Here is a 24,498-nt window from a genome sequence, read left to right on the forward strand (position 1 = left end):
GCGGTAATGGGTAATGGGTAATGGGTAATGGGAAAACCATTTTTTACGCTAGAGTGCCCATTCTTCAGGCTTTTCATGGGACAACACTCTCAAGGAACATTTCGATTACTGTACCTCATAACATCGAAAAACGCTGTATTGTTTTAGCCTTTCGCGAACCTTTGATGCGTCCTTACACAGGATTTGCTGTTAATTAATGGGTATAAGGATGCGTTAATAACGCACCCTTATATCCAGTCCGGTTCATGGTAAAAGAGAAGCGGGCAAGATGCCCGCACTCCTCCAATCCCTTGATATTAATGGAGTGGGAGCGTCTCGCTCCCTAGATTTTTAATTATAGTGTTTCCTCCTCTGAAGGTGTGGGTTCTACTTGAGGGGATGGAGTCGAGTTTTTCAAGCTCATAAACCCAAAATAGATACCGACAAAAACTCCAGCAACCGCAGCTAATGCTCCCAGTGCTGCCCACTTGGTATTATGACGCTCTTCAAACCAATCGAAATTGAACCCATATCTCCCTAATAGATTCAACCATACTTTCACGGTTTGCGGTCGATCCTTTCGCTCAATTGCCATTCCTTATCGGGTTTAATATCTAAATGCACTAACCCCTTTTTATGGACAGCGATTAACGCTTCTCCAATTTGGCGAATATAGCGCAGGGCTTCTTTTTCGGGTAAAACTCGCTTGTCTAACTTGTCTAAACTCAGAGCGCAAATATATTCTAGAGGCAAACAAACCAACTCATTACCAAAACTATCCCTTTCTGTAAATTCTTCATCAATCAATTGCACCACATGGGGATGGTCGCATTTGCTTAATTTGGTCGCTTCTCGATGTAATTTATCATTTAGTTTTTTAATTTCCTCTGACGATTTGCGTGTGCTATTTTCGTCAAACATCCGTAATGTTTTAATCACCAAACGTTCATCTTTACGATCGCCTGCCGTATGATAGGCTAACAGAGTTTGGGAAAAACGCCCCGATCCTAATACTCTCTCAACCGTATATTTACTGTTATTGAGCTTACGTTTTTGAACCATAACCCAAATCTCCCCAGGGCCGATAACCCGTAATTATACCCCCTCTGTCTTTCTCCGTGCCTCTGGGGTTGAATTGAATAGGCGATCGCCCACTGACCCGGATTCCGATCGGTCTATAATAGGGAACACGGCTCTAAATTGGCCCTCCCCAATCATGAAAATTCGACGCAAACGAACCGTTCGAGAAACTGTGCAACCGAAAACCCAGTTGCCAAAGTCTCGTCCTTGGGTCGATCGCAGCAGTGACTCTACAAGTAAGAGCGAACAGGAAAAGTCTGTCGCCCCTACTGTGCCCTCTTTACCCGTGAACTCTGGGGGAGTGTTGGGTAGAGTTTCGACTTTAGCGCCACAGGAGAATTTATACCGATCGCCGACTCCCCCGAAAAACTCCCGCCATCGCCTCTATCCCCAGCATCTCCCTAGGCGCGATCGCACCATTTCTCCATCCCATAAATCGCCACTTTTGTCAACCATTCGGCGATCGCCAGAACCTCAGTCTATAACTCCCCCCAAACGCCATCTCAATTGGGGGCATCTATCCTCATCCCTACAACGAGAACCGGACGACTCCCCCATCACCCCCTGGAAACCAGCTCACCTGTTGCAGCGCCAAAGCATTATTCAACGCAAAGACGATTCTCCTGGAGCCACAACTAAACCGGCTTCTGCACCTCCCCTAGAAACAGCTCAAGACTTACGAGTACAAGACTTAGCCCCACAAACAGAACGCGATGACAGCACCCCAACCCCTCCACCCACAGACTCAGAGCAAGATCTCACCGAAAATCTCGATCCTCAACAACAGAAAATTGAACTCGATCGGGCAATTAATGAGTTATTAGCCGCGCGATCGCAATTTCTAGAAAATTGGGGACAGAACACAGCAGAGAATCAATCTCAATTAGAGGCGATCGAGAAATGGATTGAAAAGAAAGCGGCTCAATCCGGTTACTCCGATCTTTTCTACATCTATAAAAACCAAGACCCCTTAGCAAGGGCAATGATTTTATCCCAGCTAGGGATCGGTAGCTTTTCCTTAAAAGAAGCCAAATCTAAACTCAAATCCAGACAACTGAGTAAATTCGGTCGTAAAGGCTTTGATTGGCAAAAGTTTTCTGACGCATTGCAAACCGTTAGAGCCGTTAATCCTTGGGATGATACCTTTATCCGGGATATATCCGAACTCGGTGGCGCTGTGGCTGCCGTGGGTTCGGCCTCTATATCTCAGGTGGCTAATCTGGTTGGGGGTCAAGCCGTTGCCGATTGGAGTAGTGAAGTGGCTTCCCTGCTGGGAGTTGTGGGCCTACTAATTACAGCCTATCGAGAATATACAGAACTTTTAGCCAATAACGATCTCGCCCTCTATAAAACTCGCGTTGGTAAGCTCGGTTCTACCCTAGCCGATATCGGCCGCTATACCAGTACCGGACTGGGAACCTTATCCACCGCCAGCGAAAATACAGGGATACTCCATACCCTGGGCAGTGGACTATCAACAGCAGCAGCCACATCCGCAGCCGGAGCCTTTGCCATTGTTGGCGGGGCGATTAATGTCGGGGTAGGAGTGAGTCAATATCGTCAAGCAGGGCAAAATAAGAAAGAGTTAGAAGATCTTGGCGATCGCCAAGATCTCGATAGCGACCTGACCAAAGGGGCAAAACTCGGCGCAGAAAACCAAGGTTGGGATCAAAAAGCGGGTGCAGCCAAGATTGCTAAAGGAACTGCCATGATCCTTGGAGGCGCTCTATTATTAGCTGGACTTGGGCCGGCTGGATGGATTGCTCTGGCTGTGGCTGGGGTGATTGGCGGTACGATCGCTTTAGCTAAATATTTTAGTTGGCGTAAGCGGAAAACTGATTTTGTGGATCAAGAGTTAGGGGTTAATGAACGATATCACCGGCATACGGGTCGAGATGTAAAAACCGGATTTATGGCAACAAAATTTGGTTTGTCTAAGCAAGAGAAAGCACGAGATCAGATTAGAAATGATACATTGAAACAGCAAGGGTTTGTGAGTGCAGATCAATATTATTTCTATCGCTTGAATCAAATGGCTGGAAAGATCCTAGAGAAGGCACAATCAGAAATACAAGTCTTGCAACAGCGAGACGATCTGCAAGGGGATGGGGCGAAAACGGATAAGACTAAACTGCGTGATTATCTGCAAGCCAACGATCTCGATCCGAGACAATATCCAGGATTGTGTATCTTGATTGGGTTAGGTCTGAAGCTTACAGTTAAGAGAATTGCCAATAGCCGATTACCGGGGCAAAGTAATGTGGTTAAGCAGCTTGATTATAGTAGTTAGGGGGAATCATGGAGCGTTCAGAGCATCCCCATGAGTTGTTGGTTTCCATTCAAGAAACCCTAACCACTTGGGAAATTGAAAATCAATGGATTGAACCGACTGAAGAGGTTCCCTATTATGGTCTGATTGCCAGGTTTTATCTGTTAGATGGAATCCCAGTCGATTGGCAGTTTTGTCTCTTGCCGAAAATGCATGAACGTGAAGATTTTGCTACGCAGGAATTCTTACAATTGTTTATTGAGTTAAGCAAAAATGTTACTCCCGAACATCTTGATCGAACGTTACGAGCGATCGCTCAAATCAATTTAAACTTACCCTTTGGTGCATTTGGGGTCGTCGAAGATTCACACATTCTCTACTTTAAGCATAATACCTTAATCGATATCAGGGGCGATGCTGCCATCACCCTAGACATTCTCCAAAATCAATGGAGTATTATCCTATACAGTCTAAATTGTTTTTTTGAATCCTTAATGCAAACGTTGGAGAATTGACTACACTAGGTAAGATTGCACTCAAAAAGCCTGTTCTCATGTTCACCGATATTTTCCCTTTCTCCTTTTCGCTCGATACAACGGCGATCGCCGGAACCACCCTGTGGTCTCTGGGTCTTTACTTAGGCTTTTCTCCCCTTGGAGATTGGATTATGCTGCAACTGAGTCGGTGGTTTAACTTTGCCGAACGCAGTCTCTATACCTCGGTCGAAGAGTTCGAGCGCACCAGGGAAAGTCGGGAAGCGCAAAATGCCTTTTATGCCTCCTTATTTAGTATCATCCCTTTTCTAATCGTAGGTGCTGTATTTAACTGGGCCGTAGAAGTGACCCTAGGAAAGAGTTGGGCCATTAGCATGGGATTATTAGCCTGCGTTGCTTGTGGGGTTTATGAATTAGGACGCAGAGATGGTCAGTAATCGGGTTTTCCTTTTTTTTGAATTCTTTGATAGGGTGGTTTTTCCGGACGTGATATGAGTCCCCAAAGCTTTGTACAACAAGAGTTGTGCCTCTTACCTTGTGCCTAATGCCAAGGGCGATCGCGATCCATGGGGCCATTGTCGTGATATGGTTACTGGAATTAGGCGGCTATGAGAAACTGAAATTGAGTCGCCCATGAATGATCCTCAACTTTGAGCAAACTTTAGAACTGCGATCGCATGGCAATTTTACACGGGAGTTGGTTAACTCAACATCAATTTGTGATTTGGGCAGAAACTTGGCGACGAGTTGCCCCGGAAGACTGCACTCCCTCACCTTTTGCTATTGCGCCCCATCCCTTTGCCCTGAGTGCATCGGAACTGCAAACTTGGTTACAGTCGAGCCAGATCCCGGAGTCGGTGCAAATGGCTCTAGCCGAGGTGGAGACGGTGGCGATCGCCCCCCTGCAACTTGCTTTACCCACGTTAATCGAGTTTCCCGCCCCTGCACCGAAATCGAAACGTAAGAAAAAACCGAAAATTGTTTGTACTCCCCTATACTCGATCGCCTCTTCTGAAGAGGTCGATCCCCCTACATCCCCCTTAGAAAAGGGGGGTTGGGGGGATCTCCATCAACCGGATAAAAACGCCAAGTGCTATATCACCCTTCATCCTTGGCATATTGAGGCACTCTGTCTCACTGCTGCACAAACTTTGCCCTTTCTGCAAAGTCTGCCTCTGGGGTTATTGGATTCTCAGCCAGCTTGGTTGGGCGCGGATCTGCGCTTTTGGTCTCATATTAGCCGGTGGAGTCTGGACTTACTCGCGCGGTGTAAATTTTTGCCCACCCTCAAAACTGGGGCGGAGGGTTCTTCGATCGCTCAATGGCAACCCTTGCTCGATAGTCAGAGCGATCGCCAGCGCTTGAGCCAATTTAGCCGCCTCATGCCCGGTAGTTGTCACACCTATCAACCGGCTGACGATCGTCTAAAGCTGGATTTTCCCACGGCTCCCAAAACCTTGCTGTGGGACTTTTTGAGCCACATCCTCAACGCCGAGATCCAGACGCAGGAGACTCCCCTACCGAATGTGAAAGGGGCGATCGCCCAATGGCTACAAAGCTTAACCGGTAGCGGCAAGCCCCTCTCTCCCACCCCCGAAATAGAGAAGCTCAAAACCACCCTAACCGAATGGATGGCTCCCATCCAGCAGGTGCATCAGGGGAGCGCCTTTAGCACCATCTTAAAACTCCATCCTCCCCAAGGAAAAAGCCAAGATTGGTTACTAGAATATGGCCTGCAATCAGTGGAAAATCCCGATTGTGTGGTTGATGCCAATACCATTTGGAATAATCCCGTAGAATCCTTAGTTTATCAAGGCTATACCGTTTACCATCCCCAAGAAACATTTTTAGCCGGATTAGGTTTAGCCTCGCGCATTTTCCCTCCCTTAGAAGAAAGCTTAAACACTTCCCAACCCCTATTTTGTCGCCTCAATCCCCAACATGCCTATGAATTGCTGAAAACGGGAGTGGGGCGATTGCGAGATAGTGGCTTAGGCGTAATTTTACCTCCTTCTCTCGCGCCCGAACAAGGATTTTCCAATCGCTTAGGATTGAGTTTAGTTGCCGATACCCCCAAACACAAGAAAAGCGATCGCTTAAGTCTACAAAGTCTATTGCAATTTAAGTGGGAACTCACTTTAGGAGGACAGCGGGTTTCTAAAAAAGAATTTGACCAATTGGTAGCCCTCGATTCTCCCTTGGTGGAAATTAATGGGGAATGGGTGGAACTGCGCCCCCAAGATGTGCGCGTCGCTCAGGAGTTTTTCACCAAGCGTAAAGACCAAATGAGTTTATCCCTAGAGGATGCCCTCCGCATCAGTACCGGGGATACGCAGATGGTGGAAAAGCTGCCAGTGGTGGACTTTCAGGCTTCCGAGCGATTAGGAGAATTACTGACCCGTTTGATGGAGCCGCGCACCATTGAGGCGATCGCCCCTCCAGAGACCTTTAAGGGACAGTTGCGCCCCTATCAATCCAGGGGCGTGGGGTGGTTGGCATTTTTAGAGCAATGGGGCTTAGGAGCCTGTTTAGCCGACGATATGGGGCTAGGGAAAACCATTCAGTTTTTGGCATTTTTGTTAGTGTTAAAACAGCAGAAAAAGCTCAAAAAACCCACCTTATTAGTTTGTCCCACCTCCGTTTTAGGCAATTGGCAACGGGAAGCCAAACGGTTTGCCCCCAGTTTGCAGATGGTGCTACATCATGGGGATAAGCGAGTTAAAAATAAGCAATTTCTTAAAGCAGTTGAGGGGAAAGATCTGGTGATTACCAGCTATCCCCTGGTATTTCGAGATCAAAAAGACTTGCAAGCGGTAGAATGGCAAGGGGTGGTGTTAGATGAAGCTCAAAATATTAAGAATCCCCAGGCAAAACAGTCCCAAGCAGTGCGCGAGTTAACCTCAGAGTTTCGTATTGCCTTAACAGGAACGCCCGTAGAGAATAGATTGCAGGAACTCTGGTCAATTATGGACTTTCTTAATCCTGGATATTTGGGAAATCGGCAGTTCTTCCAGCGCCGGTTTACGATTCCGATTGAGAAATACGGCGATCGCCAATCCTTGCAAACCCTGCGATCGCTCTCCCAACCCTTTATTCTGCGGCGCTTGAAAACCGATCGCACCATTATCGAAGATTTGCCCGAAAAGCAAGAAATGACCGTTTTCTGCGCCCTCTCCCACGAGCAAAAGCACCTCTATCAAGACGCGGTAGAGAAAGCCCTAGCAGAAATTGAGCAAGCCCAAGGCATTCAACGCCATGGGGAAGTTTTGGCGCTGCTGACGAAGTTAAAGCAGATTTGCAACCATCCAGAGCAGTTCCTAAAAAAGCGCAAACTGAAACAGCCAGAAAACTCCGGGAAACTGATGCGCCTGCGGGATATGCTCGAAGAAGTCATTGATGTCGGCGATCGGGCCTTAATTTTCACCCAATTTTCCGAATGGGGCAAATTGCTCAAACCCTATTTAGAACAAGAATTTCAATCCGAAGTTTTCTTCTTATACGGCAGTACAAAAAGAGCGCAAAGAGAAGAAATGATTGATCGCTTTCAACATGATCCCCAAGGGCCAAAACTGTTTATTCTCTCTCTAAAAGCCGGAGGTGTTGGACTAAACTTAACCCGCGCCAACCACGTCTTTCACTTTGACCGATGGTGGAATCCCGCCGTAGAAAATCAAGCCACCGACCGAGTATTTCGCATCGGTCAAACCCGGAATGTACAAGTCCATAAATTTGTCTGCGAAGGCACATTAGAAGAAAAGATTAACGATCTCATTGCCAGCAAGCAAGAACTCGCCGAACAAGTCGTAGGTTCGGGAGAAAATTGGTTAGCCAATTTAGACTCCAATCAACTGCGCGATTTATTATTATTAGAACAGTCAGAAAACTAGATCTTGCTTATGTCAGAACTCGTGCTTGGGCAATTTCTCTGTCCCCGATCGCCCGCACTTGAGCATTAAATAAAGAAACAATCGCGATCGTTTTCCCGGTAATGGTGATAAACTCTACTTCGTAGCCCAAACCCTCTGGATGGACTAATACCACTGTACCGATATCGCCAGTTTTTAAATGATATTCTGGTAAATCTGTGGTTAAAACAACTCGATCTAATTCACTAATCATTTTAAATAATCTGAGAAATTTTAGTTAGAGTGGATAGGCGCTGATCAGTCTAGGAGTATCATCTCCAGTCGCTAGAAACCAAACAGAACGAACTGCTGGGTTTCTACCATCTGGGGTGACGAGTTCACCTTCAATAACATACCTTGTCCCAAAAGGGGATGCTTCTATTTTAGCTAATTCATGGTCAGCCGCATGATTGATGAAAGCAGTAGCCATGATTTCCCATTCATCAACGGTAAACCCAAACTTGAGAAAAAATTGTGCCTTACTTTTGCCGTCAGGATGAGTGAGTGATAGTAAATATGCGGTAATTTTTTTCTGGGGTGCGATCGCTTGCTCATAATTCGGTAGCTTCAAGCTATGTCTCCTATTGGCTCAAGGAATAAAATCTATGATATACAGCGCTTCGCGCGGTAATGAGGTACAGTCAGAAAAGATCCCCCTAAATCCCCCTTAAAAAGGGGGACTTTTACTGCCCCCCTTTTTAAGGGGGGTTGGGGGGATCGAAATGTACCGCATAGCAGCGAAAACTGCTGTAGTATCTAAAACAACCTTTATCACACCGTTCTATTCCGGCGAACATCGCGCACAATCTCACAAATTTCTTCGGTACTCAATTGATTCGGATCGTTCCCTACTGCTTCCAGATTTTGCTCCCATTTTTCCCAATCAAATCCAGAAGATTGCCCTACCTTAGACTTGGTTAAGGTAATCGTATCTCCCGTAATCGAGACTAAATATTGTTCGCCAGGATTCAAAATAGATTGCAATTCTGCTGGTAGTTCCAGCGTCTTGTCTGGAGTAACGGTAATCGTCAGCGATTTAAAATTTTCCATAATAATATCAGTCAAAATACAACATTTTTCTACTTTTATCAATAGTGTGATTTAAAATTTATTCACCAGCCAATTGTAATATCAGTCGATACAAATCAGGACTAATACGAAAGTCAACCTCCTGAATTAACCGATCCATTAAGGGTTTCACTTCCGTAATAAAATCATTATTCTTAGCTTGTACTAGAATTCCCAATAAACCAACAACATTTAAGCCTAATTCCTCAGCTAGTGCGCGTCCTCTCCGTTCATCCATCAGCACCAAATCTGTATTCATTTCTAATGCTAATGCGATCGCCTCTGCTTCACCTAAATCGATGTTCTCTCGACTACCCTGAAGCATCGCTACCTGCTGCCCATTAGCCACTGCCTGAGTTTGAATCCAAGGTAAAGTTTGTACCTCTTCAGTTCCTGGTACAACCTTCCCAATGCCCACCATTTCGTTGTAAACTGCTACCGGAATAATCACATGATTATACAACTGACGGAGCAGATCGAGTTGACCGATCGCCGCTAGGTTTGTAATCGGTGATGTATCACTAATAACAATCACAATAAACTCAGCGATCGCAACGTCTTCATATCCGCTTCAAACGCCTCAACATCATAGTTCAGATACAAATTCCGCTTGGCCAGTTCATGCTGAAATTCAATCACCGTTAAACCCGTCCATGCACGGACTTTTCCACTGCTGATTTTGCCTTGGTCATAAAGCAGTAGGGCAATTTCTAGTTTTAACTCATCCTCGGTCATTGAACTCGCTTGGAGGATATCGTCAGGAATCATTAAAGCCATAATATCAATTAAAAATTAAAAATTAAAAATTTAGGGGTTCTTGGTTGATTTCGTGTTGGCTATAATCGCGCCGATAATGCCGGTGACTTCTTCCGTTTCTGCTTTTAAGTCTTGTAAACGAGCTTCAGAAATCATATCACTCGCCAGCAACAGACGTAACCAATAGTCCGTCTCGCGGGCTTCTTTCAAGGCAATATTAAGTTTATTCACAAAATCTGCCTTACTTTGAGCCGCTTGCGCCTCCTCTACATTAGCACCAATCGAAGTGCCAGAGCGCAGCAACTGCTTTCCTAATGTTTTCCCCACTCCCGAATCCTGTTCTTCCAGATACTGGCAGAGTTTAACAATTCTCAACGCCAACTTAAAAGTCCGCTCGCAAATATCCTTCTTCTGCATTCTTATTTAATCGATCTCTACAAATCATTTTTAACGGGACTTAAACAAGAAGAATATTCAAATTAGGTTATAATAGTGTCCATAAGGCTGTTTCACGTAGTTGTTTACCTGATGAAAGAAACTACCCCATCCGCCATGCCCGCTTGCTTTGAGAGATGGTGTCAAAAATTTGACGATTTGTTGAGAACCAAGGCACAAAAAACCGGATTTCGACATTACTTGGGAGGACTGCTAGGAGAAAGCGAACGGAAGAACCTGACTCAAATGGCCAATAATGCCGTCGGTGTAGTCTACAATAGAATACATCACTTTTTAACAGATGCTCCCTGGGATAGTACCCAAATCAATGACCGTCGTCTGCAAGTGATGAACAAGTGTTCTCAAACGAGGATCAAGTCAGGATTTGCCCTGATTATCGATGATACGGGACATCGTAAAAGTGGCAACTTTACCAGTGGAGTAGGGCGGCAGTATCTGGGAGAAATAGGAAAGACAGATAATGGAATGGTGGCAGTAACGACCCATTTGTACGATGGCAGCAAAAGCGTACCATTAGATGTAGAATTATATCAACACGCCAGTTCATTGCCAAAAGGAAAAGAAGACGAAGAGTTTGAGAAAAAACCGGAGTTAGCAATCAAGTTAATAGAGCGGAGTTTATCCAGAGGGTATCGACCAGAAATCGTCCTAGTGGATGCGGGGTATGGCAATAACAGTACCTTCCTCAAAGCTCTAGAAGAAAAAAAGCTAAAGTATATAGCAGGAGTAGCAAAAAATCGGAAAGTAATAATAAAAGAAAGGGAGGAGAATGAGAAAAAAATCCGTCTAGACGAGTTAGCCCAAAGCATAGTGTCAGAGGAATTTGAGGCAGTTGAACTCAAGGTAGAAAAACCCAAAACCGTATGGGTAGCTCTAGTGAAAGCCAGAACCCTAAGTGAAAAAGAAGTGAGAACATTTGCTATCGTAATGAATGCAAAAAACGTTTCAGAAGCGACAGAAATTGACTATTTTATAACTAATGTCAAGTCAGAGAAAGTAACAGCCGAGTGGCTAGTTCTCACTTACTCTAAAAGGAATTGGGTGGAAGTATTTTATCGAGAAGTGAAGGGATGGTTAGGTTGGAGAGAAGCACAAGTGCGAGATAAAAAGAGCTTACTGCGTCATTTTCTTCTAGTGTTTTGTGCTTATACTTTTATCATTTACCATAAGTTAACGGGCGGGCTACGAAGGCAATGGGCCAATCGACCATTAAACACATTTGCAGAAGCTTTGTCAGCCTTTCGTGCAGCAATTTCTTTTCGTTTCTATAATTGGCTCGACCAAAATTGGGACGTATTCGCCGCTCATCAAGAGGATTTAGGCTGGGTTTGGCGTTGATACTTGTTTAAGTCCCGTTAGCTGGTCAATATCACTTCGCTCTAATTCTGGATTTTCTATTTGATCTTTAATGTTCCACTTATTATACTTCGCTCGATCGCACAATTCTTTTTTGGTAATTCTTCCTTCAGTGATTTTCGCGGGTAAATCCCCATTACTGGAGCCAAAAATTAAAACTTTAGCCGCTTCAATTAATGCTTCACTATCTTCTCCTGTTGACCAATCGAGAGCCTTTCTTCTAGCTTCAATCTGTGTTAGTTGCTCATCTGTAGCTTGTAGTTTCTCACTCTTAGGCATTACACCATTAATAGTATTTTGTCAAGATCAGGTTTTGATCGGGTTTCGATCTTTCTTGTGCCCTCCGATTAGGGTGGTATCAACCCAAAGAAATGCTGCTCGCAGTCGCGGGGAAACCCAACAACTGCAAACAACAAACAAGGCTATCTCTATTTAACCATGAGCAGCATCTGGGGGATTGTTTACCGATGTATAAATCATGAAAAGTCAAGAACGGATGAAAACGGAAACCGATCGCCAACACATTGCTCGTCTGATCGGTGATGCAGCCAATAACCTGGATACGGCGAATGATTTGAGGTTTGAAGTACAAGTGCCTGCCAATTCCCCCGTGTCGCCGACTGATGATCCTTTAGTGGCGAGTATTCGGATGGAGTATGGAATCACCATCTTTATCCAAATCCTGATTTTACTGATCATTTGGTTCCGTGGTCGTTAATTCCCAGATTGTAAGAAGGTTTGCACCGTTCCATCTGGGTTAAAGACGACACGCAAACTCGGTTGCAGATTGCCCTCTAGGGGAGAAACCAAGGGTTCACCGAGTAAGGGAATTCCGGTGCGATCGAGGTAGGTGGCGGCGGTTTCTCCTAGGGGTGCAATCCCTGCCACTGTGCCATCGGAATTGAGGGTAATATTATATTCAATGGTTTTATCTAAACTTTCTGGGGGAGTCCAGCGCTCTTCAAAATAGCGCCGGGCTTCAGCGACTTGGGGGATATTATCAAATAGGTTATTTGCCCCTCTTGCACTCAAGTCTAACGGAGGGGAGGCGCTTTGAGCTTCTGTGGGGGGAATTACCCGATCGAGTTCCGTGGGGGGATTCTCTAAGGATGGGGCAGGGGCAAGGGGGGGGAGTTCGGCTTCAGGAGCGGGCAAAATAGCCGTGGATTCGGGTTCTTCTAGAGTTGTTGGGGGGGGGATAGAGATACCTTCGGAAGGGGGACTAAAGACCGGCTCAGGGGGCGGAAAATTGGGTGCAGGAGGGGGTGCGGAGGTAGCGAGACTTGGAGCTTCGGATGGGGTAAATTCGGGAGTGGCCGATGGGCTAGGAGATGCAGAAGTTGTGCCTCCAACGGGGGGAGGAGGAGGCAGTTTTTCATCGGAGGTCATGGGAGAGGGTGAGGGTGAGGGAATCTCGACGGGAGCGGGGGGAACGGCGGGAGATTGGGCGATGGAGGGGTTATTATAAATTTCTGGGCTAGGCGCTTGAGTGGCGGTTTCAAAGCTTGATTCTGGATAGGGATAAAGGTCTTTGAAAACTATGACGCTGGTGGCGGTGAGGCCAATACCGAGGAGTAAACTGGCGGCGAATCTGAGGGTTGGGTTGGGTTGGGTGATGGGTTTGGCGGTTTCGACTTCTTCCGGGAGAGCCAGGAGATCTAAGTTATATTGTTCGATCGCCGTGGCTAGATCGAACAGTTGCAGAGCGCTGAGGGTAACCGTGAGGTCGTTTTCCTCTTCTCCAAGGGGGCCGAGGTTGAGCTGATGTTGGGTGAGGTGTTTGGGTGCGGTTGGGGGAGACTGGGTGAGGAGGGTTTGTACGGTGGTGGTGACGGTATCACAGAGGGTTTCGAGTTGGGTGCGATCGCCCTTAACGGTGATTTTAGCCTCCATGCCTTCCCGTGGGTCATCGAAGTGTAACCGAAAGCGCAGGTTTTTGATTACCGGTTGTTTCATCCATCGGGAGAGGGGAGAAGATTGACCGATAATTTCTAGGGTGCAGGTGGGTGGGGTATAACGCCGGATGACGGAGGAACTCATGGGGTCAATTAACAATTAACAATTAACAATTAATCATGGGTTTACACGGAGCGGTCGAGGAGGGCTAACCAAAGACGACGGGGGCCTCCGGGACTAGAGTAAAAGAGGAGATCGATTAGGAGTTTGAGGGCTAAGGGGGTAAGCTCATCGGGGGGGGTGTCGTCTCCATCGAGCATTCGCTCTTGATAGGTGTTGGTAAAGGTGTCGAGATAGTCTCCTAGGAGGGAGATGCTATGGAGGGGGCGATCTTCGGCTGTGAGTTGTTCTAGGAGTCCGACGGCACGGCGAATCAGTTCTTGGTGATTTTGGGCTAATTCACAACAGATTAACACGAGCGATCGCGCCTCTTCGACATCGAGTTTCTTCCGGCCGCCACTGCCTTTGCGTAAGGGACTGGCTTGACGCAAACGCCACAAGCTGACGCGATCGCTTACCCCTGGTAAATTGAGTTTACTCGCGGCTTGTAACATGGCTTCGGAGCCAATTCCCGCCAAGGCCTCCAATGCCAGTAAAATCAGATCTAACTGGGCTTTGATATTGTCAAGTTGCTCTGGATCGGGGGTTTGATCCAGGGGCAATTGAGACAATGGGGACTTTGATTTAGGCGACTTCACGGGTGAAGGCATAGTTTAAGCATAGGGGATGGTATTGATTCTAGTGTGAGTGTTACAGGTTTGGAAACCAGTTTTTGCAGAATGGGGACATGGGGCGTTGTGAATAAAAAACCCCCAGTCCGTAAGAACTGGGGGTGAGATAGGAATCAGGGTGCATCTATTGACCCTTGTTCCCCTATATAAAAGACGGCTCCGGATAAAATAAAAATTAGACGCACGTTGAGATAGGACAATTGGCAAACTGGCATCGGCGATCGCCACACCAACGGTGAGAACTCCCCATAATAAAGAATCTGCTTGCGAGAATACCGATCTCAACCCGAACCATTATGAATGCAACTGACCTCGCCTTTACTCCAGCCACAGAACAGGCCCTCCTTATCCGCAACAAACAAGTTTCTCCCCTAGAATTAGTTGAACTTTATCTCGACCGTATCGCCACCTATGACGGCCAACTGGGTAGCTACTTTACCGTCATGGGTGAACAGGCGATCGCCGATGCCAAAGCCAAAACCGAAACCCTGACTAAAAATCCCACCGATCTGCCCCCCTTCTTTGGGGTTCCCATTCCCGTCAAAGACCTCAAACGAGTTAAAGACGTGCGCTGTTGCTTTGGAGTGGCTGCCCTCAAAAATGAAATGGCCACCGAAGATGATGGCATCGTCACCAAACTGCGAAACGCTGGATTTATTCTGCTCGGTAAAACCGCTACCTCCCAAGTCGGTTCCATGCCCTTCACCGAACCCCCCGGCTTTCCCCCTACCCGGAACCCCTGGAACCTCGACCACACTTCCGGAGGCTCTAGTGGGGGCGCTTCTGCTGCCCTAGCTGCTGGTTTATGTCCCATTGCCCATGGTTCAGATGGCGGCGGTTCAGTCCGGGGGCCAGCCGCCTGTTGTGGACTGGTGGGTTTAAAGCCCTCACGGGGGAGAATTTCCTGCGCTCCTGTTGGCGACAGTCTCCACGGTTTAGGAACGAATGGGGTTTTAGCTCGCACCATTGCTGATACGGCCACCTTACTCGATGCTATGGCCGGTTATATCACGGGAGACCCCTATTGGTTACCCGATCCTGCCATTCCTTTTGCCCAAAGTTACCAAAAACCTCTCTCTTCCCTGCGAATTGCCTTTAGTCCTAACCTTTCTGATTTTGGTTCGGCTACCCCAGAGTATCAACAAGCGGTTACTGATACGGCTAAGGTCTTAGGGGATCTGGGTCATCATTTAGAAGAAGCTTGTCCGGCGATCGCCGATATTAAAGAACCGTTTACCATGATTTGGCAGTCTGGAGTAGCTGCTTCTGGTCTACCTTTGCAACTGTTGGAGCCGATCAATCAATGGTTAGCCTCTCGTACGGTGAACGCTGGCCAGTATTTGCAAGCAGCTTATCAAATGCAGAAAATCAGCCGCCGCATTGTGGACTTTTGGGATCGCTATGATGTCTTGCTCTTGCCGGTTTATTTGCATCAGCCGATTAAAGTGGGAGAATGGGCGGGTTTAGATCCGGCTCAAGCTTTTGAAAAGGTCACTCGTTGGATCGCGCCTTGCGCTCCCTTTAATGCTACTGGACAACCGGCGATCGCTCTGCCCGTGGGTTTTGGCGATCGGGGTTTACCCCTGAGCGTGCAACTGGTGGGCAAACCGGGTGCAGAAGCTACCCTTTTATCCTTAGCGGCTCAGTTAGAACCGATTTATAACTGGGATCAATATCGTCCCTCTGCCTATTCCCCATGAATCCTACTGCTGAATATACCTGTGCCTATTGTGGAGAAGTGAATACCACGTTTGTGGATTGGAGCGCTGGCAGCGAGCAATCCTATATTGAAGATTGCCAAGTCTGTTGTCGTCCTAATGTTTTGTATGTTCGCATTGATGAAGAGACGTTCGAGATTGAGATTGATACGGATTATGTGGAATAGTTGTTAAGAGGGTTCGGGTAATTCGGGTTCGGGTAATTCTGGCTCTGGTTCTTCGAGTGCTTCGGAGGCGACTAAACTTTCTTTGAGGGAGCTGAAGGGTTGGGGGAGATCTTCGAGTTGGAAATATTGATGAAATTTAGGGGTGACTTGTAAGCGAAAGGTGCGATCGCCCATTTTTTTGCGTTTACGCACTAATCCCAATTCTACCAGTTCTCCCACATGCTGGTAAGCTCCACTGCCGCGCAAGTCTACTAACTCGGTTTGTAAGATGGAACCGCTTAAGGCAATAGCGGCTAAGGTTCGCAGCGCACCGACTCCTAACTCCGCCGGTAGTAAACTATGGGTGAGTTCTTGAAAGGATTCTCGCAATTGCAGACTATAGCCAGATGGGGTTTCTAAAACTTCTAGGGCACTATCTCGATGAGCATAATCGGAGATTAGCTCAATTAGGGCTTCTTGGGTATCTTCTTTGCTCGATTGGGCCAATTCAGCAAGATCATTTAAGCTAACGGGTTGACCTTTTAAGTACAAAATGGCTTCAATTGTAGTGGCTAAACGGGGCATAATTGGGGATAAAATAACCTAGTAACCCTTTAGTCTAACTGTCTTCCGGTTAATTCGACAAAAATATCTTCTAAGTTGGAAGGGCGAACCATTAAACCGGTTTTATCGGGTTGCTGTTCGAGATAGTGGTTAGCTGCGCCTAAGTCGGGGAAAAAGAGGTAGTCCCAGCGATCGCCTTTTTGTTTGACGACTAAGCCTTCTCCATGTTTTTGTCGCAATTCTGCTAAGGTTCCCAGTTCAATTAAATGTCCCCCATCCATGATACCGATGCGATCGCATAAATATTCCACTTCTTCCATATAATGAGTGGTCAGTAACATGGTCATTCCTTGCTCGTTTAAGCCGCGAATAATTTCCCACAACCGCCGACGGGTTTGGGGATCTAAACCCACAGTCGGTTCATCTAGGAAGAGGATATCGGGTTCGTGCAGCAGCGCTCTGGCAATTTGTAGACGGCGTTTCATGCCCCCAGAGAGGGTTTTTACCCGGTCTTGACGGCGATCGGCTAATTCGACATACTCTAACCATTGATTAATTTTTTCCTGGCGCACTCCGTTAGGAATGTGATGTAAGCGACCATGAAACTCCATATTTTCCCATACGGTTAAATCCACATCAACGCTGGTTTGTTGTAATACCACGCCGATTTTACGCTTAACCTGCTGTCCTTGGCGCACTACGTTATACCCTGCCACCTCGATCTGGCCGTCCGTGGGTCGGGTGAGGGTGGTTAACATGCGAATCGTGGTTGATTTTCCCGCTCCATTGGGCCCGAGCAAGCCAAACATTTCCCCCGGTTGAATGGCAAAGGAGAGATGATCGACGACTGGAACTTGGTTATAGACTTTACAGACGTTTTCTAGAGAGACCGCAGCACCCATAGGGTTTAGAGAGAGGTTGAGAGTTTACTTAACATATCTTAACACTTTCTGGATTGTTGCTCAAGGGTCTGTACAGAAGGGGCGATCGCTAAGTTTTCTGATTCTGCTATATTGGGGTCATCCACTTAGGGTTGGCTCAGGCGATCGCTGCTATTCCCATTAAACTCAACTTAATGATGATTAAGAGACGATTCTTGCTCAAAATGATGGCCACGATGTCTGGTTCTATTGTCTTAGGAAAAAATATGACCAGTTGTTCGGCAGCAAGTTCTCCAGTGAGTCATCGAGTCTCAACTTCCTCCTTTTTCATGCCTGATGAAGGTGAACCCCATTTATGTACTTGGATGGCATTTAGTGCGAGTGCAGATATCTGGGGACGGCAGTATTTTAGAGATGTGCAGGACGATTTGGCCAGAATTGCTAAGGCGATCGTCCCATATGAACCGGTGAAAATGTTAGTGCGAGCAGAAGATTACGATATTGCTTTGGCCAAATGCGGCTCGAATGTGGAATTAATTATTACTCAATTAGACGACCTCTGGATCAGAGATACGGGCCCGGTTTTTGTTGTCGATCGCAAGGGTCAAAAAGCGGGTATTGATTTTAACTTTAATGGCTGGGGAAATAAACAATACCACGATCGCGACGCTCAAGTGGCTCAATTTGTCGCAGAACAAGCAGGAGTAACGGTTATCAAAACTGAACTGGTGTTTGAAGGCGGAGGAATTGAAGTCGATGGTCGCGGCACGGCCCTGATTACCGAAAGTTGTATTCTTAACGAGAATCGCAATCCCGGCTGGAGTAAAACCGATTGCGAAACCGAATTAAAAGCCTTGTTGGGACTGCGTAAAATCATTTGGCTTCCCGGTATTCGTGGTGCAGATATTACCGATGGACATACGGATTTTTACGCTCGTTTTGCTCGTCCCGGAGTGGTGGTTGCTGGGTACGATCCCGACCCCGAATCTCCCGATCATAAGGTGACAAAACGACATTTAGAGATATTGGAATCGCAAACAGATGCGGACGGAAATGACCTGGAAGTTGTGGTGCTTGAAGGGCCAAGGAAAATTAGACCGGGATACGATTGGCAGGAGTTTGCAGCCGGATATATTAATTTTTACGTGGTTAATGGTGCGGTGATTATTCCTCAGTTTGGCGATCGCCAAGCGGATCGCAATGGGAAAGAGACCCTAGGACGGTTATTTGGCGATCGAGATATCATCCAGCTTAATATCGATAATCTTGCCGCCGGAGGTGGGGGAATTCACTGCACCACTCAACAAGAACCCCTGGTAGGGAATTAGGGAATAGCAAATCAAACCTATACTCCATTCTTATACCCCGTCCTATCCCCCATCAGTCCCCCCTCATAGCAATCGGGTTACCCGGAGCCAGAAGCGAAAGGGCCGGAACTGTGTCAGAATGTTCACAGTATTTTTGTTCTCCTTCGTTATTAAATCACCCATTGTGTTTGTTCTCAGCGGTTACGAATACTTCTTAGGCTTTTTGCTGCTATGCAGCTTAGTTCCCGTGTTGGCACTGGGCGCTTCCTATATCCTGCGTCCCAAAAACGTTGGCCCGGAATGCCGCACCACTTACGAATCCGCCGTTGAACCGGTGGGAGGGGCGTGGATTCAATTCAACATTCGCTACTATATGTTCGCCCTCGTCTTCGTTATCTTTGATGTAGAGACCGTGTTTCTCTATCCTTGGGCAGTAGCCTTTAGCAAGTTAGGCCTGTTAGCCTTTATCGAAGCCTTGATTTTCATCGCCATTCTGGTGGTGGGCTTAGTTTACGCTTGGAGAAAAGGAGCATTGGAATGGTCGTAGGTTCTAGTAAAACAGACATGACACAAAATCTGATTAACCCGGTTGAACGCCCGCAAGTCACCAACGAACTGTCAGAAAATGTAATTCTGACCACGGTGGAGGACTTGTATAACTGGGCGAAACTCTCTTCACTGTGGCCGCTTTTGTATGGTACAGCCTGTTGCTTTATCGAGTTCGCGGCTTTGATTGGTTCCCGGTTCGATTTTGACCGCTTTGGGTTGGTTCCCCGGTCGAGTCCCAGACAAGCGGATTTGCTAATTACAGCCGGAACCATCACCATGAAATATGCTCCGGCTTTGGTGCGCTTGTACGAGCAAATGCCCGAACCCAAGTATGTGATTGCCATGGGCGCTTGCACCATCACCGGTGGCATGTTTAGTATGGACTCCCCTTCGGCAGTGCGCGGTGTGGATAAGCTGATTCCGGTGGATGTCTATATTCCCGGTTGTCCTCCCCGACCAGAGGCGATTATTGATGCGATTATTAAGTTACGCAAAAAGATTGCCAATGAAACGATTCAGGAACGGAGCAAAATCACCCAAACCCATCGCTATTATCAGGTGGCTCATAAGATGAAGGTGGTTGAGCCGATTTTGACGGGGCAGTATCTCCAGTCCGAGACGCGACAAGCACCCCCGAAAGCGTTGGCAGAAGCTTATGGAATGCCAGTTCCCGCAGCGTTAGAAGGTGAACAACAGGAGGAAGTGTAGGGTGGCTGAGGAAAATCAAGAGTTAGCACAGGAGAGTGCAGGGCCGGTTTCGAGCTGGTTGGGTGAGAATGGGTTTGCCCATGAGTTTCTGGGGCGCGATCGCTCTTCGGTAGAATTGATTAAGGTAGAATCGCAAGTTCTCTTACCCATTGCCTCTGCTTTGTATGCCTATGGCTTTAATTATCTCCAATGTCAAGGCGCATATGATGAAGGCCCCGGTCAAGAATTGGTCAGTTTCTATCATTTGCTCAAAGTAGACGATGATGTGGTTGACCCGGAAGAGGTGCGCTTAAAGGTCTATCTCCCCCGCGATAACCCGAAAGTGCCTTCGGTCTATTGGATTTGGAAAGCGGCCGATTTCCAAGAACGGGAATCCTATGATATGTACGGGATTGTCTATGAAGGTCATCCGAATCTTAAACGCCTATTGATGCCAGAAGACTGGGTAGGTTGGCCTTTGCGGAAGGATTATATCTCTCCCGATTTCTACGAATTGCAAGATGCGTATTAATCGGTGTTGTATTTTGTAGGGGTGAAAAGTTTTTCGCCCCTACCAGATCAATGCCGGAATGAAGCCACAATTACTCGTTGGTTAAAGATGCCTTATTAAGCGCAACTTCATAGAGAAATGGTAAAAGTTGCGGGTTCGCTTCAAGTGAAATTAAAAAGCATGTTGGGTGAAGAAAAATGATTTGGGATACTTTCTAAAACATTCTAAAATCGGATTCTTTCAGAAGCTTGTCCTTGGATTTTTAATTTTATTTGGTTATATAAATCAACTTTCGGATCGGAATGAGCAATGGATACAACTAAAGCGTATCTCTGACTTGGATTTTTTTCCGGATCAACCCACTTTTTATTACAAGCAACCACTAAATACAAGGGTTTATAATCATATTTCCAGTTGAGACTTGTAAACTGATGTTGTCCTTTTTGTAGGGTTCCTTTTTTCCTGGTTGTCAGGTTAGGTAAAAGCTTAATTTTTGTTAAATCTCCTATAGGAATCTCTGTAAAGTCTGAATCGTCGATTTTTTTGGCATCAGTAAATGCTTGAGTAAGTTTTTCCTTTGCAACATTCTTAAACAAGTGAAATTCCATCGTAATTCCGAGGTAGGAATCTCCCCTTGTATGGCGCGTGGGTGGATCGAATGCCAAGGTAACGGATAAAGTTTTGGTTCCTTTGGTCTCTACAAACTCTCGCGGTAAAGCTGGAACTTCGTAAATACAATAACGGCCAACAGGTAGACTTTGATGATCTTCTAAAAGCAATACTTGATTTTCTGTGGAGTAAGCAGCCTTTTCAAAATTGGGTTGTCCGTATCCATAAATTTTTTGCTTGCTTAAATCTTGATCCAGAGAAGAGGGAATATTGGTAGGAATTTGAGCGGAATCGGCAATTAGGGATCGGATAAGGTTTGATGAGGCATTGGGAAACTTAGTAAAAAGTTTAGCAGCTAAGTTGGCAACGCGGGGGGCTGAAAAACTCGTACCAACATAAGCTTTAAATAGGGAGGAACCTTGAAAGTTTTTATTTAGGGTTATTATGGCTGGCCCCCAGTCATTGTGATCGATTCGATCGCGGTCTAAAATAAAGCCTCCACCAAACTCCACTAGGTCGGGTTTAATCATACCGTCAACTCCAAACCCGCTACGAGTAAAAGGGGATGGGTATTTTTCGACTTTGGCGATCGCTATCCTTGCATCGTTAGGATACTTGTAACTGCCTTTTCCCATTGATAAAGAACCTACGGTTAGAGCGATCGCGGCCGTAGCAGGGTCTATAATACGGGCTTCTTCTTTGAGGAGGTAATCTGGATAGTCTTTGTGAATGAGTTCTCGCGAGTCTGAATCATACCAAAAATTACCTGCTGAGAGGACAAAAACTAGGTTTTTGTCTTGGAGTCGGTAAGCAATTTCATCAATTGTAGCTGCTAATCTAAATTGCTTTTCTCCTTCTTGATAAATTAAATCGGAGTTGCCCAGGGAGATGTTAATAACTTTGCAGTTGGAGTAGTTACTGACAAAGTAATCGATCGCATCCTCAAGCTGGTTTTCTAAAAGAGATTCCTCTTGATACTCGTTATTTTGATTAGTCACCCGGGCAGAAAAGAGCCAGACTTGAGGTTGAAACAACCTATTCTTTATACCTTCTGCCAGGTCGCCATAAATTGCAATCCCCGAAACTCCTGTCCCATGACCTCCTGTCCAGGTGTCACCATCGTCGGGGCCCCCAGTAACGAACTGGTGTTGGCGATCGGGGAATACATCAGCGTCTCCTAATGCCGGGCCGATCAGTGGGTGTCCTCTTTGCACTCCCGAATCAATGACTAAAATTCCAGTAGCTTCTTCTGGTGGAGATGAGATTTCTGGTAAATCTGACACGGGGATATTGTACTCGGCCGGCGACTCGAAAGCAGGTTTAGGTCTTCTATCAATTTCTTTAACTTGGTATTCTTGCAATAAAAGTTCTAATATATCTGAATTGACGAGTATGCGAACATTACAAATGTACTCACCGATATAGCGATCGCTTACTCTCATCCCTAAACCCAGTTGGATATCGCGCAAGAAATTATCCACTTCATCAATATAGCTTTGAAGTTCCTTTTTATTTCCCGTGTGCCACAATTCCATATCCAGGGGAATGACCGAGCCAGGTTCCAAAGGGTCGCGTTTTAGCAACGCTCCTATTCTATCTTCCGGTTCTAGCGGAACTAGCTCTTTGATATCGTCTAAATAACCGGGACTGCCGTCAGTTCCAGCGTAAGACTCTAATTTCTTTTGAAATTCAGTGAGGCGGTTGTCGTCAGCAAAAACAACGATCGCCTGTTTTTCTTTAGGTTCTTTTGCTAAAAGATTAAGACCCAAAGAAGGCAGATGATTTTCTAAAGAATCATTTTCTCTAACTTTAATCTTAAAAATCAGTTTTGGGTTAATCCCAAGATGTTCTTTTTCCTCTATATCCTTGCTTAGGGAGGAAACTTGAGTTAATAGCAAACTGCCATGAGAAGAGCGATCGCTCCTTTTGTTACTTCCGCCACCCCCTCGTCTAGGTCTCCTGGGCAATTCTATCTCAACTTTCGGTAGTGGTAAATGCTCGTAATTAGTCATTCTTTTTTTCTATCAGCAAGTCTTGATTTTGTTGGGAAATAGCGATCGCCTGCATCCGCTCTTGATAATGTTGGATTGCTGCTTCCAAATCTCCCGATTTTAACACTTGTTCACCTTGAAGGATAACCGATTTTATTGCATTTTGACAAATTCGCTCTATATCTGCGCCAGTTGCTCCCTCTAAGCGACTCGCAAAATCTTCTAAATCTAGCTTATGTCTAATACTTCCTAAATTTTTCAACAGTAAAGAAGTTCTCAATTTTTGATCTGGTTTTTCAAATAAAAATACTTCATCAAACCTCCGCCATAAGGCCGTATCTAGCATAGAGGAATGATTGGTGGCAGCAATAAAAATACTTGTACTATTTACTGAATCTATTAATTGCAGGAGGCTATTAACTACTCGCTTAATTTCTCCGTGTTCGTTAGCTGCATTTCTGTCTTTGCCAAGAGCATCGAACTCATCAAATAATACTACCCACTGTCCTTGCTCAATATAGTCAAATATTAATTTAAGATTCACGGCTGTTTCTCCTAAATAAGAAGAAAAAACAGCAGATAAATTAACATAAATCAAAGGCAGAGATAAAACGCTTGCTATAACCTGAGCTGTTAGAGTTTTACCGCATCCAGGAGGGCCACAGAATAAAAGGTTAGACCTCGGACGTAAATTGTAAGCGCTTAAAATATCTTGCTTTTTATTTTCTAGGACAACAGTTTCTAAAACTTGGCTGTTTTTTTCGGTTAACACCACATCATCCCAGTTAAAGTCGTATTGTTTAACAGTAATTAGGGGCAAACCCGTGTCTTTTGTTTTGGGTACTTCGGGGTAAATTTGCCACGGAAAATTATTAGAAGAAACTAATTTTTTTGGGACGGTTAGTTGCAAACTTTTTTCTAATTCCTTGGCTAATAACAGGTGGTTTTTATTACGCTCTTCTTGTATCAATTCCATTGCCGCAGCATAAAATTCTTCTCGGTCGTTTTCTGAGAAGCTTCTAAACAATTTTCTGATTAAATCGCCCCGTGCCGCCATGTCCAATAAAAAGCGTGGGATGTTTTGGTAATTGGCAAATACTACCACGCTATTTGTTGCCATGTCTAGTGTAGCATAAAAAGTCAATATTATGGAAAATTAGGAACGGGTAAAAGCTAAATCTCTAAAAACTTTTAAATTTGCCAATTTAATTGGGTCATCAATTAGATTAAAAATATTAGTCAATAATTCCCAGAATTAACCCCTGTATTTCAACATTCATCTTGATGATATGGCGCGGCGTTCTAAACTGGCCATTTTGCCCCGCCGTCGTCAGCTTCGAGAGCATACAGCGCTTCGCGCGGTAATGGGTAATGGGTAATGGGCAGAAGGGAAAACCATTTTTTACGCTATGCGTGCCCATTCTTCAGGCTTTTCATGGGACAACACTCTCAAGGAACATTTCGATTACTGTACCTCATAACATC

The 24,498-nt window shown here is 45.8% G+C and carries 27 protein-coding genes and 1 pseudogene; 12 read left to right on the plus strand and 16 right to left on the minus strand.

Going from position 1 to position 24,498, the window contains the following annotated elements:
• Positions 1-334: 334 nt before the first annotated feature.
• Both PJF56_RS09140 and PJF56_RS09145 read right to left on the minus strand, forming a co-directional pair.
• A complete protein-coding gene (locus PJF56_RS09140; RefSeq protein ID WP_283762357.1) occupies positions 335-574 on the minus strand; it encodes a hypothetical protein in 240 nt (79 codons plus the stop codon).
• Positions 538-1,041, minus strand: a complete 504-nt coding sequence (locus tag PJF56_RS09145) for a serine/threonine protein kinase (RefSeq protein ID WP_283762358.1) — start codon at positions 1,039-1,041, stop codon at positions 538-540. The genes PJF56_RS09140 and PJF56_RS09145 overlap by 37 nt, the downstream gene beginning before the upstream one ends.
• A gap of 154 nt (positions 1,042-1,195) precedes the next feature.
• On the opposite strand from PJF56_RS09145, the gene PJF56_RS09150 reads away from it, so the two are divergent.
• The 4 genes from PJF56_RS09150 to PJF56_RS09165 all read left to right on the plus strand — a co-directional run bounded on the left by PJF56_RS09150 (position 1,196) and on the right by PJF56_RS09165 (position 7,709).
• The gene (locus PJF56_RS09150) at positions 1,196-3,349 is read left to right on the plus strand and encodes an Rta and bZIP domain-containing protein (RefSeq protein ID WP_283762359.1); all 2,154 of its coding nucleotides are present in this window, start codon (positions 1,196-1,198) and stop codon (positions 3,347-3,349) included.
• 8 nt (positions 3,350-3,357) lie between these two features.
• Positions 3,358-3,843 (plus strand): hypothetical protein, encoded by a 486-nt coding sequence (locus PJF56_RS09155; protein ID WP_283762360.1) that lies wholly within the window; start codon positions 3,358-3,360, stop codon positions 3,841-3,843.
• A 38-nt stretch (positions 3,844-3,881) separates the two neighbouring features.
• Positions 3,882-4,259, plus strand: coding sequence for a hypothetical protein (locus tag PJF56_RS09160; RefSeq protein WP_283762361.1), 378 nt, complete (start codon positions 3,882-3,884; stop codon positions 4,257-4,259).
• Positions 4,260-4,499: 240 nt separating this feature from the next.
• Positions 4,500-7,709, plus strand: a complete 3,210-nt coding sequence (locus tag PJF56_RS09165) for a DEAD/DEAH box helicase (protein WP_283762362.1) — start codon at positions 4,500-4,502, stop codon at positions 7,707-7,709.
• Positions 7,710-7,716: 7 nt separating this feature from the next.
• Here the strand turns inward: PJF56_RS09165 and PJF56_RS09170 are convergent, their stop codons facing one another.
• The 6 genes from PJF56_RS09170 to PJF56_RS09195 form a co-directional block, all read right to left on the minus strand.
• Positions 7,717-7,941, minus strand: a complete 225-nt coding sequence (locus PJF56_RS09170) for a DUF4926 domain-containing protein (RefSeq protein ID WP_283762363.1) — start codon at positions 7,939-7,941, stop codon at positions 7,717-7,719.
• Between the two features lie 24 nt (positions 7,942-7,965).
• Positions 7,966-8,298, minus strand: a complete 333-nt coding sequence (locus PJF56_RS09175; RefSeq protein ID WP_283762364.1) for a DUF6883 domain-containing protein — start codon at positions 8,296-8,298, stop codon at positions 7,966-7,968.
• Positions 8,299-8,498: 200 nt separating this feature from the next.
• Positions 8,499-8,777, minus strand: a complete 279-nt coding sequence (locus PJF56_RS09180) for a hypothetical protein (RefSeq protein WP_283762365.1) — start codon at positions 8,775-8,777, stop codon at positions 8,499-8,501.
• Positions 8,778-8,835: 58 nt separating this feature from the next.
• Positions 8,836-9,330, minus strand: coding sequence for a PIN domain-containing protein (locus tag PJF56_RS09185; protein WP_283762366.1), 495 nt, complete (start codon positions 9,328-9,330; stop codon positions 8,836-8,838).
• Entirely contained in the window at positions 9,327-9,572 is a 246-nt protein-coding gene (locus PJF56_RS09190; protein WP_283762367.1) for a UPF0175 family protein, read from the minus strand. The genes PJF56_RS09185 and PJF56_RS09190 overlap by 4 nt, the downstream gene beginning before the upstream one ends.
• Positions 9,573-9,602: 30 nt before the next feature.
• Positions 9,603-9,968, minus strand: coding sequence for a four helix bundle protein (locus PJF56_RS09195; RefSeq protein WP_283762368.1), 366 nt, complete (start codon positions 9,966-9,968; stop codon positions 9,603-9,605).
• Positions 9,969-10,079: 111 nt separating this feature from the next.
• Between PJF56_RS09195 and PJF56_RS09200 the strand changes: the two genes are divergently transcribed.
• Complete coding sequence (locus tag PJF56_RS09200; protein ID WP_283762369.1) at positions 10,080-11,345, plus strand: IS701 family transposase; 1,266 nt, start codon at positions 10,080-10,082, stop codon at positions 11,343-11,345.
• Here the strand turns inward: PJF56_RS09200 and PJF56_RS09205 are convergent.
• Entirely contained in the window at positions 11,325-11,642 is a 318-nt protein-coding gene (locus tag PJF56_RS09205; protein WP_283762370.1) for a hypothetical protein, read from the minus strand. The two genes, PJF56_RS09200 and PJF56_RS09205, sit on opposite strands and share 21 nt — an antisense overlap.
• Positions 11,643-11,841: 199 nt before the next feature.
• Between PJF56_RS09205 and PJF56_RS09210 the strand changes: the two genes are divergently transcribed.
• Positions 11,842-12,081 carry a hypothetical protein gene (locus tag PJF56_RS09210; protein WP_283762371.1) on the plus strand — a complete coding sequence of 80 codons (240 nt, stop codon included), beginning with the start codon at positions 11,842-11,844 and terminating at the stop codon, positions 12,079-12,081.
• Here the strand turns inward: PJF56_RS09210 and PJF56_RS09215 are convergent.
• Entirely contained in the window at positions 12,078-13,403 is a 1,326-nt protein-coding gene (locus tag PJF56_RS09215; protein WP_283762372.1) for a DUF4335 domain-containing protein, read from the minus strand. The two genes, PJF56_RS09210 and PJF56_RS09215, sit on opposite strands and share 4 nt — an antisense overlap.
• Before the next feature lie 41 nt (positions 13,404-13,444).
• Entirely contained in the window at positions 13,445-14,029 is a 585-nt protein-coding gene (locus PJF56_RS09220) for a DUF3038 domain-containing protein (RefSeq protein WP_283762373.1), read from the minus strand.
• Between the two features lie 317 nt (positions 14,030-14,346).
• Here PJF56_RS09220 and PJF56_RS09225 point away from each other — a divergent pair, with 317 nt between their 5' ends.
• Both PJF56_RS09225 and PJF56_RS09230 read left to right on the plus strand, forming a co-directional pair.
• Positions 14,347-15,750: an amidase gene (locus tag PJF56_RS09225; RefSeq protein WP_283762374.1), complete on the plus strand. Its 1,404-nt coding sequence runs from the start codon at positions 14,347-14,349 to the stop codon at positions 15,748-15,750.
• Positions 15,747-15,935 (plus strand): CPXCG motif-containing cysteine-rich protein, encoded by a 189-nt coding sequence (locus PJF56_RS09230; protein ID WP_283762375.1) that lies wholly within the window; start codon positions 15,747-15,749, stop codon positions 15,933-15,935. The genes PJF56_RS09225 and PJF56_RS09230 overlap by 4 nt, the downstream gene beginning before the upstream one ends.
• Before the next feature lie 3 nt (positions 15,936-15,938).
• On the opposite strand, the gene scpB is transcribed toward PJF56_RS09230, so the two are convergent.
• Both scpB and PJF56_RS09240 read right to left on the minus strand, forming a co-directional pair.
• Positions 15,939-16,499 (minus strand): SMC-Scp complex subunit ScpB, encoded by a 561-nt coding sequence (gene scpB, locus PJF56_RS09235; RefSeq protein ID WP_283762376.1) that lies wholly within the window; start codon positions 16,497-16,499, stop codon positions 15,939-15,941.
• A gap of 29 nt (positions 16,500-16,528) precedes the next feature.
• A complete protein-coding gene (locus PJF56_RS09240; RefSeq protein WP_283762377.1) occupies positions 16,529-17,380 on the minus strand; it encodes an ABC transporter ATP-binding protein in 852 nt (283 codons plus the stop codon).
• A 176-nt stretch (positions 17,381-17,556) separates the two neighbouring features.
• On the opposite strand from PJF56_RS09240, the gene PJF56_RS09245 reads away from it, so the two are divergent.
• The 4 genes from PJF56_RS09245 (at position 17,557) to PJF56_RS09260 (ending at position 20,434) form a co-directional block, all read left to right on the plus strand.
• Positions 17,557-18,687, plus strand: coding sequence for an agmatine deiminase family protein (locus tag PJF56_RS09245; RefSeq protein ID WP_347179505.1), 1,131 nt, complete (start codon positions 17,557-17,559; stop codon positions 18,685-18,687).
• A 163-nt stretch (positions 18,688-18,850) separates the two neighbouring features.
• Positions 18,851-19,213, plus strand: coding sequence for a photosynthetic/respiratory NAD(P)H-quinone oxidoreductase subunit C (gene ndhC, locus PJF56_RS09250; RefSeq protein ID WP_283762379.1), 363 nt, complete (start codon positions 18,851-18,853; stop codon positions 19,211-19,213).
• The gene (ndhK, locus tag PJF56_RS09255) at positions 19,204-19,923 is read left to right on the plus strand and encodes a photosynthetic/respiratory NAD(P)H-quinone oxidoreductase subunit K (RefSeq protein WP_347179504.1); all 720 of its coding nucleotides are present in this window, start codon (positions 19,204-19,206) and stop codon (positions 19,921-19,923) included. Before ndhC ends, ndhK begins: the two co-directional genes overlap by 10 nt.
• A 1-nt stretch (position 19,924) precedes the next feature.
• On the plus strand, positions 19,925-20,434 hold the full coding sequence (locus tag PJF56_RS09260; protein ID WP_283762381.1) for an NAD(P)H-quinone oxidoreductase subunit J: 510 nt from the start codon (positions 19,925-19,927) through the stop codon (positions 20,432-20,434).
• Between the two features lie 203 nt (positions 20,435-20,637).
• Here the strand turns inward: PJF56_RS09260 and PJF56_RS09265 are convergent, their stop codons facing one another.
• From PJF56_RS09265 to PJF56_RS22135, 3 genes and pseudogenes are all read right to left on the minus strand, one after another.
• Positions 20,638-23,034, minus strand: a complete 2,397-nt coding sequence (locus PJF56_RS09265; RefSeq protein WP_283762382.1) for a S8 family peptidase — start codon at positions 23,032-23,034, stop codon at positions 20,638-20,640.
• Positions 23,027-24,070: an AAA family ATPase gene (locus PJF56_RS09270; RefSeq protein ID WP_347179506.1), complete on the minus strand. Its 1,044-nt coding sequence runs from the start codon at positions 24,068-24,070 to the stop codon at positions 23,027-23,029. Before PJF56_RS09270 ends, PJF56_RS09265 begins: the two co-directional genes overlap by 8 nt.
• A 208-nt stretch (positions 24,071-24,278) precedes the next feature.
• Positions 24,279-24,359: pseudogene (locus PJF56_RS22135) on the minus strand (type I restriction-modification system subunit M); the annotation flags it as partial.
• Positions 24,360-24,498: the final 139 nt, after the last annotated feature.

It is taken from the genome of Roseofilum halophilum BLCC-M91 (assembly GCF_030068445.1).
Classification (GTDB): domain Bacteria; phylum Cyanobacteriota; class Cyanobacteriia; order Cyanobacteriales; family Desertifilaceae; genus Roseofilum; species Roseofilum halophilum.

Bases quoted from the DNA above. Each gene is read 5' to 3' on its own strand.
- PJF56_RS09140 (WP_283762357.1), bottom strand. From the start codon at position 574: ATGGCAATTGAGCGAAAGGATCGACCGCAAACCGTGAAAGTATGGTTG.
- PJF56_RS09145 (WP_283762358.1), bottom strand. From the start codon at position 1,041: ATGGTTCAAAAACGTAAGCTCAATAACAGTAAATATACGGTTGAGAGA.
- PJF56_RS09150 (WP_283762359.1), top strand. From the start codon at position 1,196: ATGAAAATTCGACGCAAACGAACCGTTCGAGAAACTGTGCAACCGAAA.
- PJF56_RS09155 (WP_283762360.1), top strand. From the start codon at position 3,358: ATGGAGCGTTCAGAGCATCCCCATGAGTTGTTGGTTTCCATTCAAGAA.
- PJF56_RS09160 (WP_283762361.1), top strand. From the start codon at position 3,882: ATGTTCACCGATATTTTCCCTTTCTCCTTTTCGCTCGATACAACGGCG.
- PJF56_RS09165 (WP_283762362.1), top strand. From the start codon at position 4,500: ATGGCAATTTTACACGGGAGTTGGTTAACTCAACATCAATTTGTGATT.
- PJF56_RS09170 (WP_283762363.1), bottom strand. From the start codon at position 7,941: ATGATTAGTGAATTAGATCGAGTTGTTTTAACCACAGATTTACCAGAA.
- PJF56_RS09180 (WP_283762365.1), bottom strand. From the start codon at position 8,777: ATGGAAAATTTTAAATCGCTGACGATTACCGTTACTCCAGACAAGACG.
- PJF56_RS09190 (WP_283762367.1), bottom strand. From the start codon at position 9,572: ATGGCTTTAATGATTCCTGACGATATCCTCCAAGCGAGTTCAATGACC.
- PJF56_RS09195 (WP_283762368.1), bottom strand. From the start codon at position 9,968: ATGCAGAAGAAGGATATTTGCGAGCGGACTTTTAAGTTGGCGTTGAGA.
- PJF56_RS09200 (WP_283762369.1), top strand. From the start codon at position 10,080: ATGAAAGAAACTACCCCATCCGCCATGCCCGCTTGCTTTGAGAGATGG.
- PJF56_RS09205 (WP_283762370.1), bottom strand. From the start codon at position 11,642: ATGCCTAAGAGTGAGAAACTACAAGCTACAGATGAGCAACTAACACAG.
- PJF56_RS09210 (WP_283762371.1), top strand. From the start codon at position 11,842: ATGAAAAGTCAAGAACGGATGAAAACGGAAACCGATCGCCAACACATT.
- PJF56_RS09215 (WP_283762372.1), bottom strand. From the start codon at position 13,403: ATGAGTTCCTCCGTCATCCGGCGTTATACCCCACCCACCTGCACCCTA.
- PJF56_RS09220 (WP_283762373.1), bottom strand. From the start codon at position 14,029: ATGCCTTCACCCGTGAAGTCGCCTAAATCAAAGTCCCCATTGTCTCAA.
- PJF56_RS09225 (WP_283762374.1), top strand. From the start codon at position 14,347: ATGAATGCAACTGACCTCGCCTTTACTCCAGCCACAGAACAGGCCCTC.
- PJF56_RS09230 (WP_283762375.1), top strand. From the start codon at position 15,747: ATGAATCCTACTGCTGAATATACCTGTGCCTATTGTGGAGAAGTGAAT.
- scpB (WP_283762376.1), bottom strand. From the start codon at position 16,499: ATGCCCCGTTTAGCCACTACAATTGAAGCCATTTTGTACTTAAAAGGT.
- PJF56_RS09240 (WP_283762377.1), bottom strand. From the start codon at position 17,380: ATGGGTGCTGCGGTCTCTCTAGAAAACGTCTGTAAAGTCTATAACCAA.
- PJF56_RS09245 (WP_347179505.1), top strand. From the start codon at position 17,557: ATGATTAAGAGACGATTCTTGCTCAAAATGATGGCCACGATGTCTGGT.
- ndhK (WP_347179504.1), top strand. From the start codon at position 19,204: ATGGTCGTAGGTTCTAGTAAAACAGACATGACACAAAATCTGATTAAC.
- PJF56_RS09265 (WP_283762382.1), bottom strand. From the start codon at position 23,034: ATGACTAATTACGAGCATTTACCACTACCGAAAGTTGAGATAGAATTG.
- PJF56_RS09270 (WP_347179506.1), bottom strand. From the start codon at position 24,070: ATGGCGGCACGGGGCGATTTAATCAGAAAATTGTTTAGAAGCTTCTCA.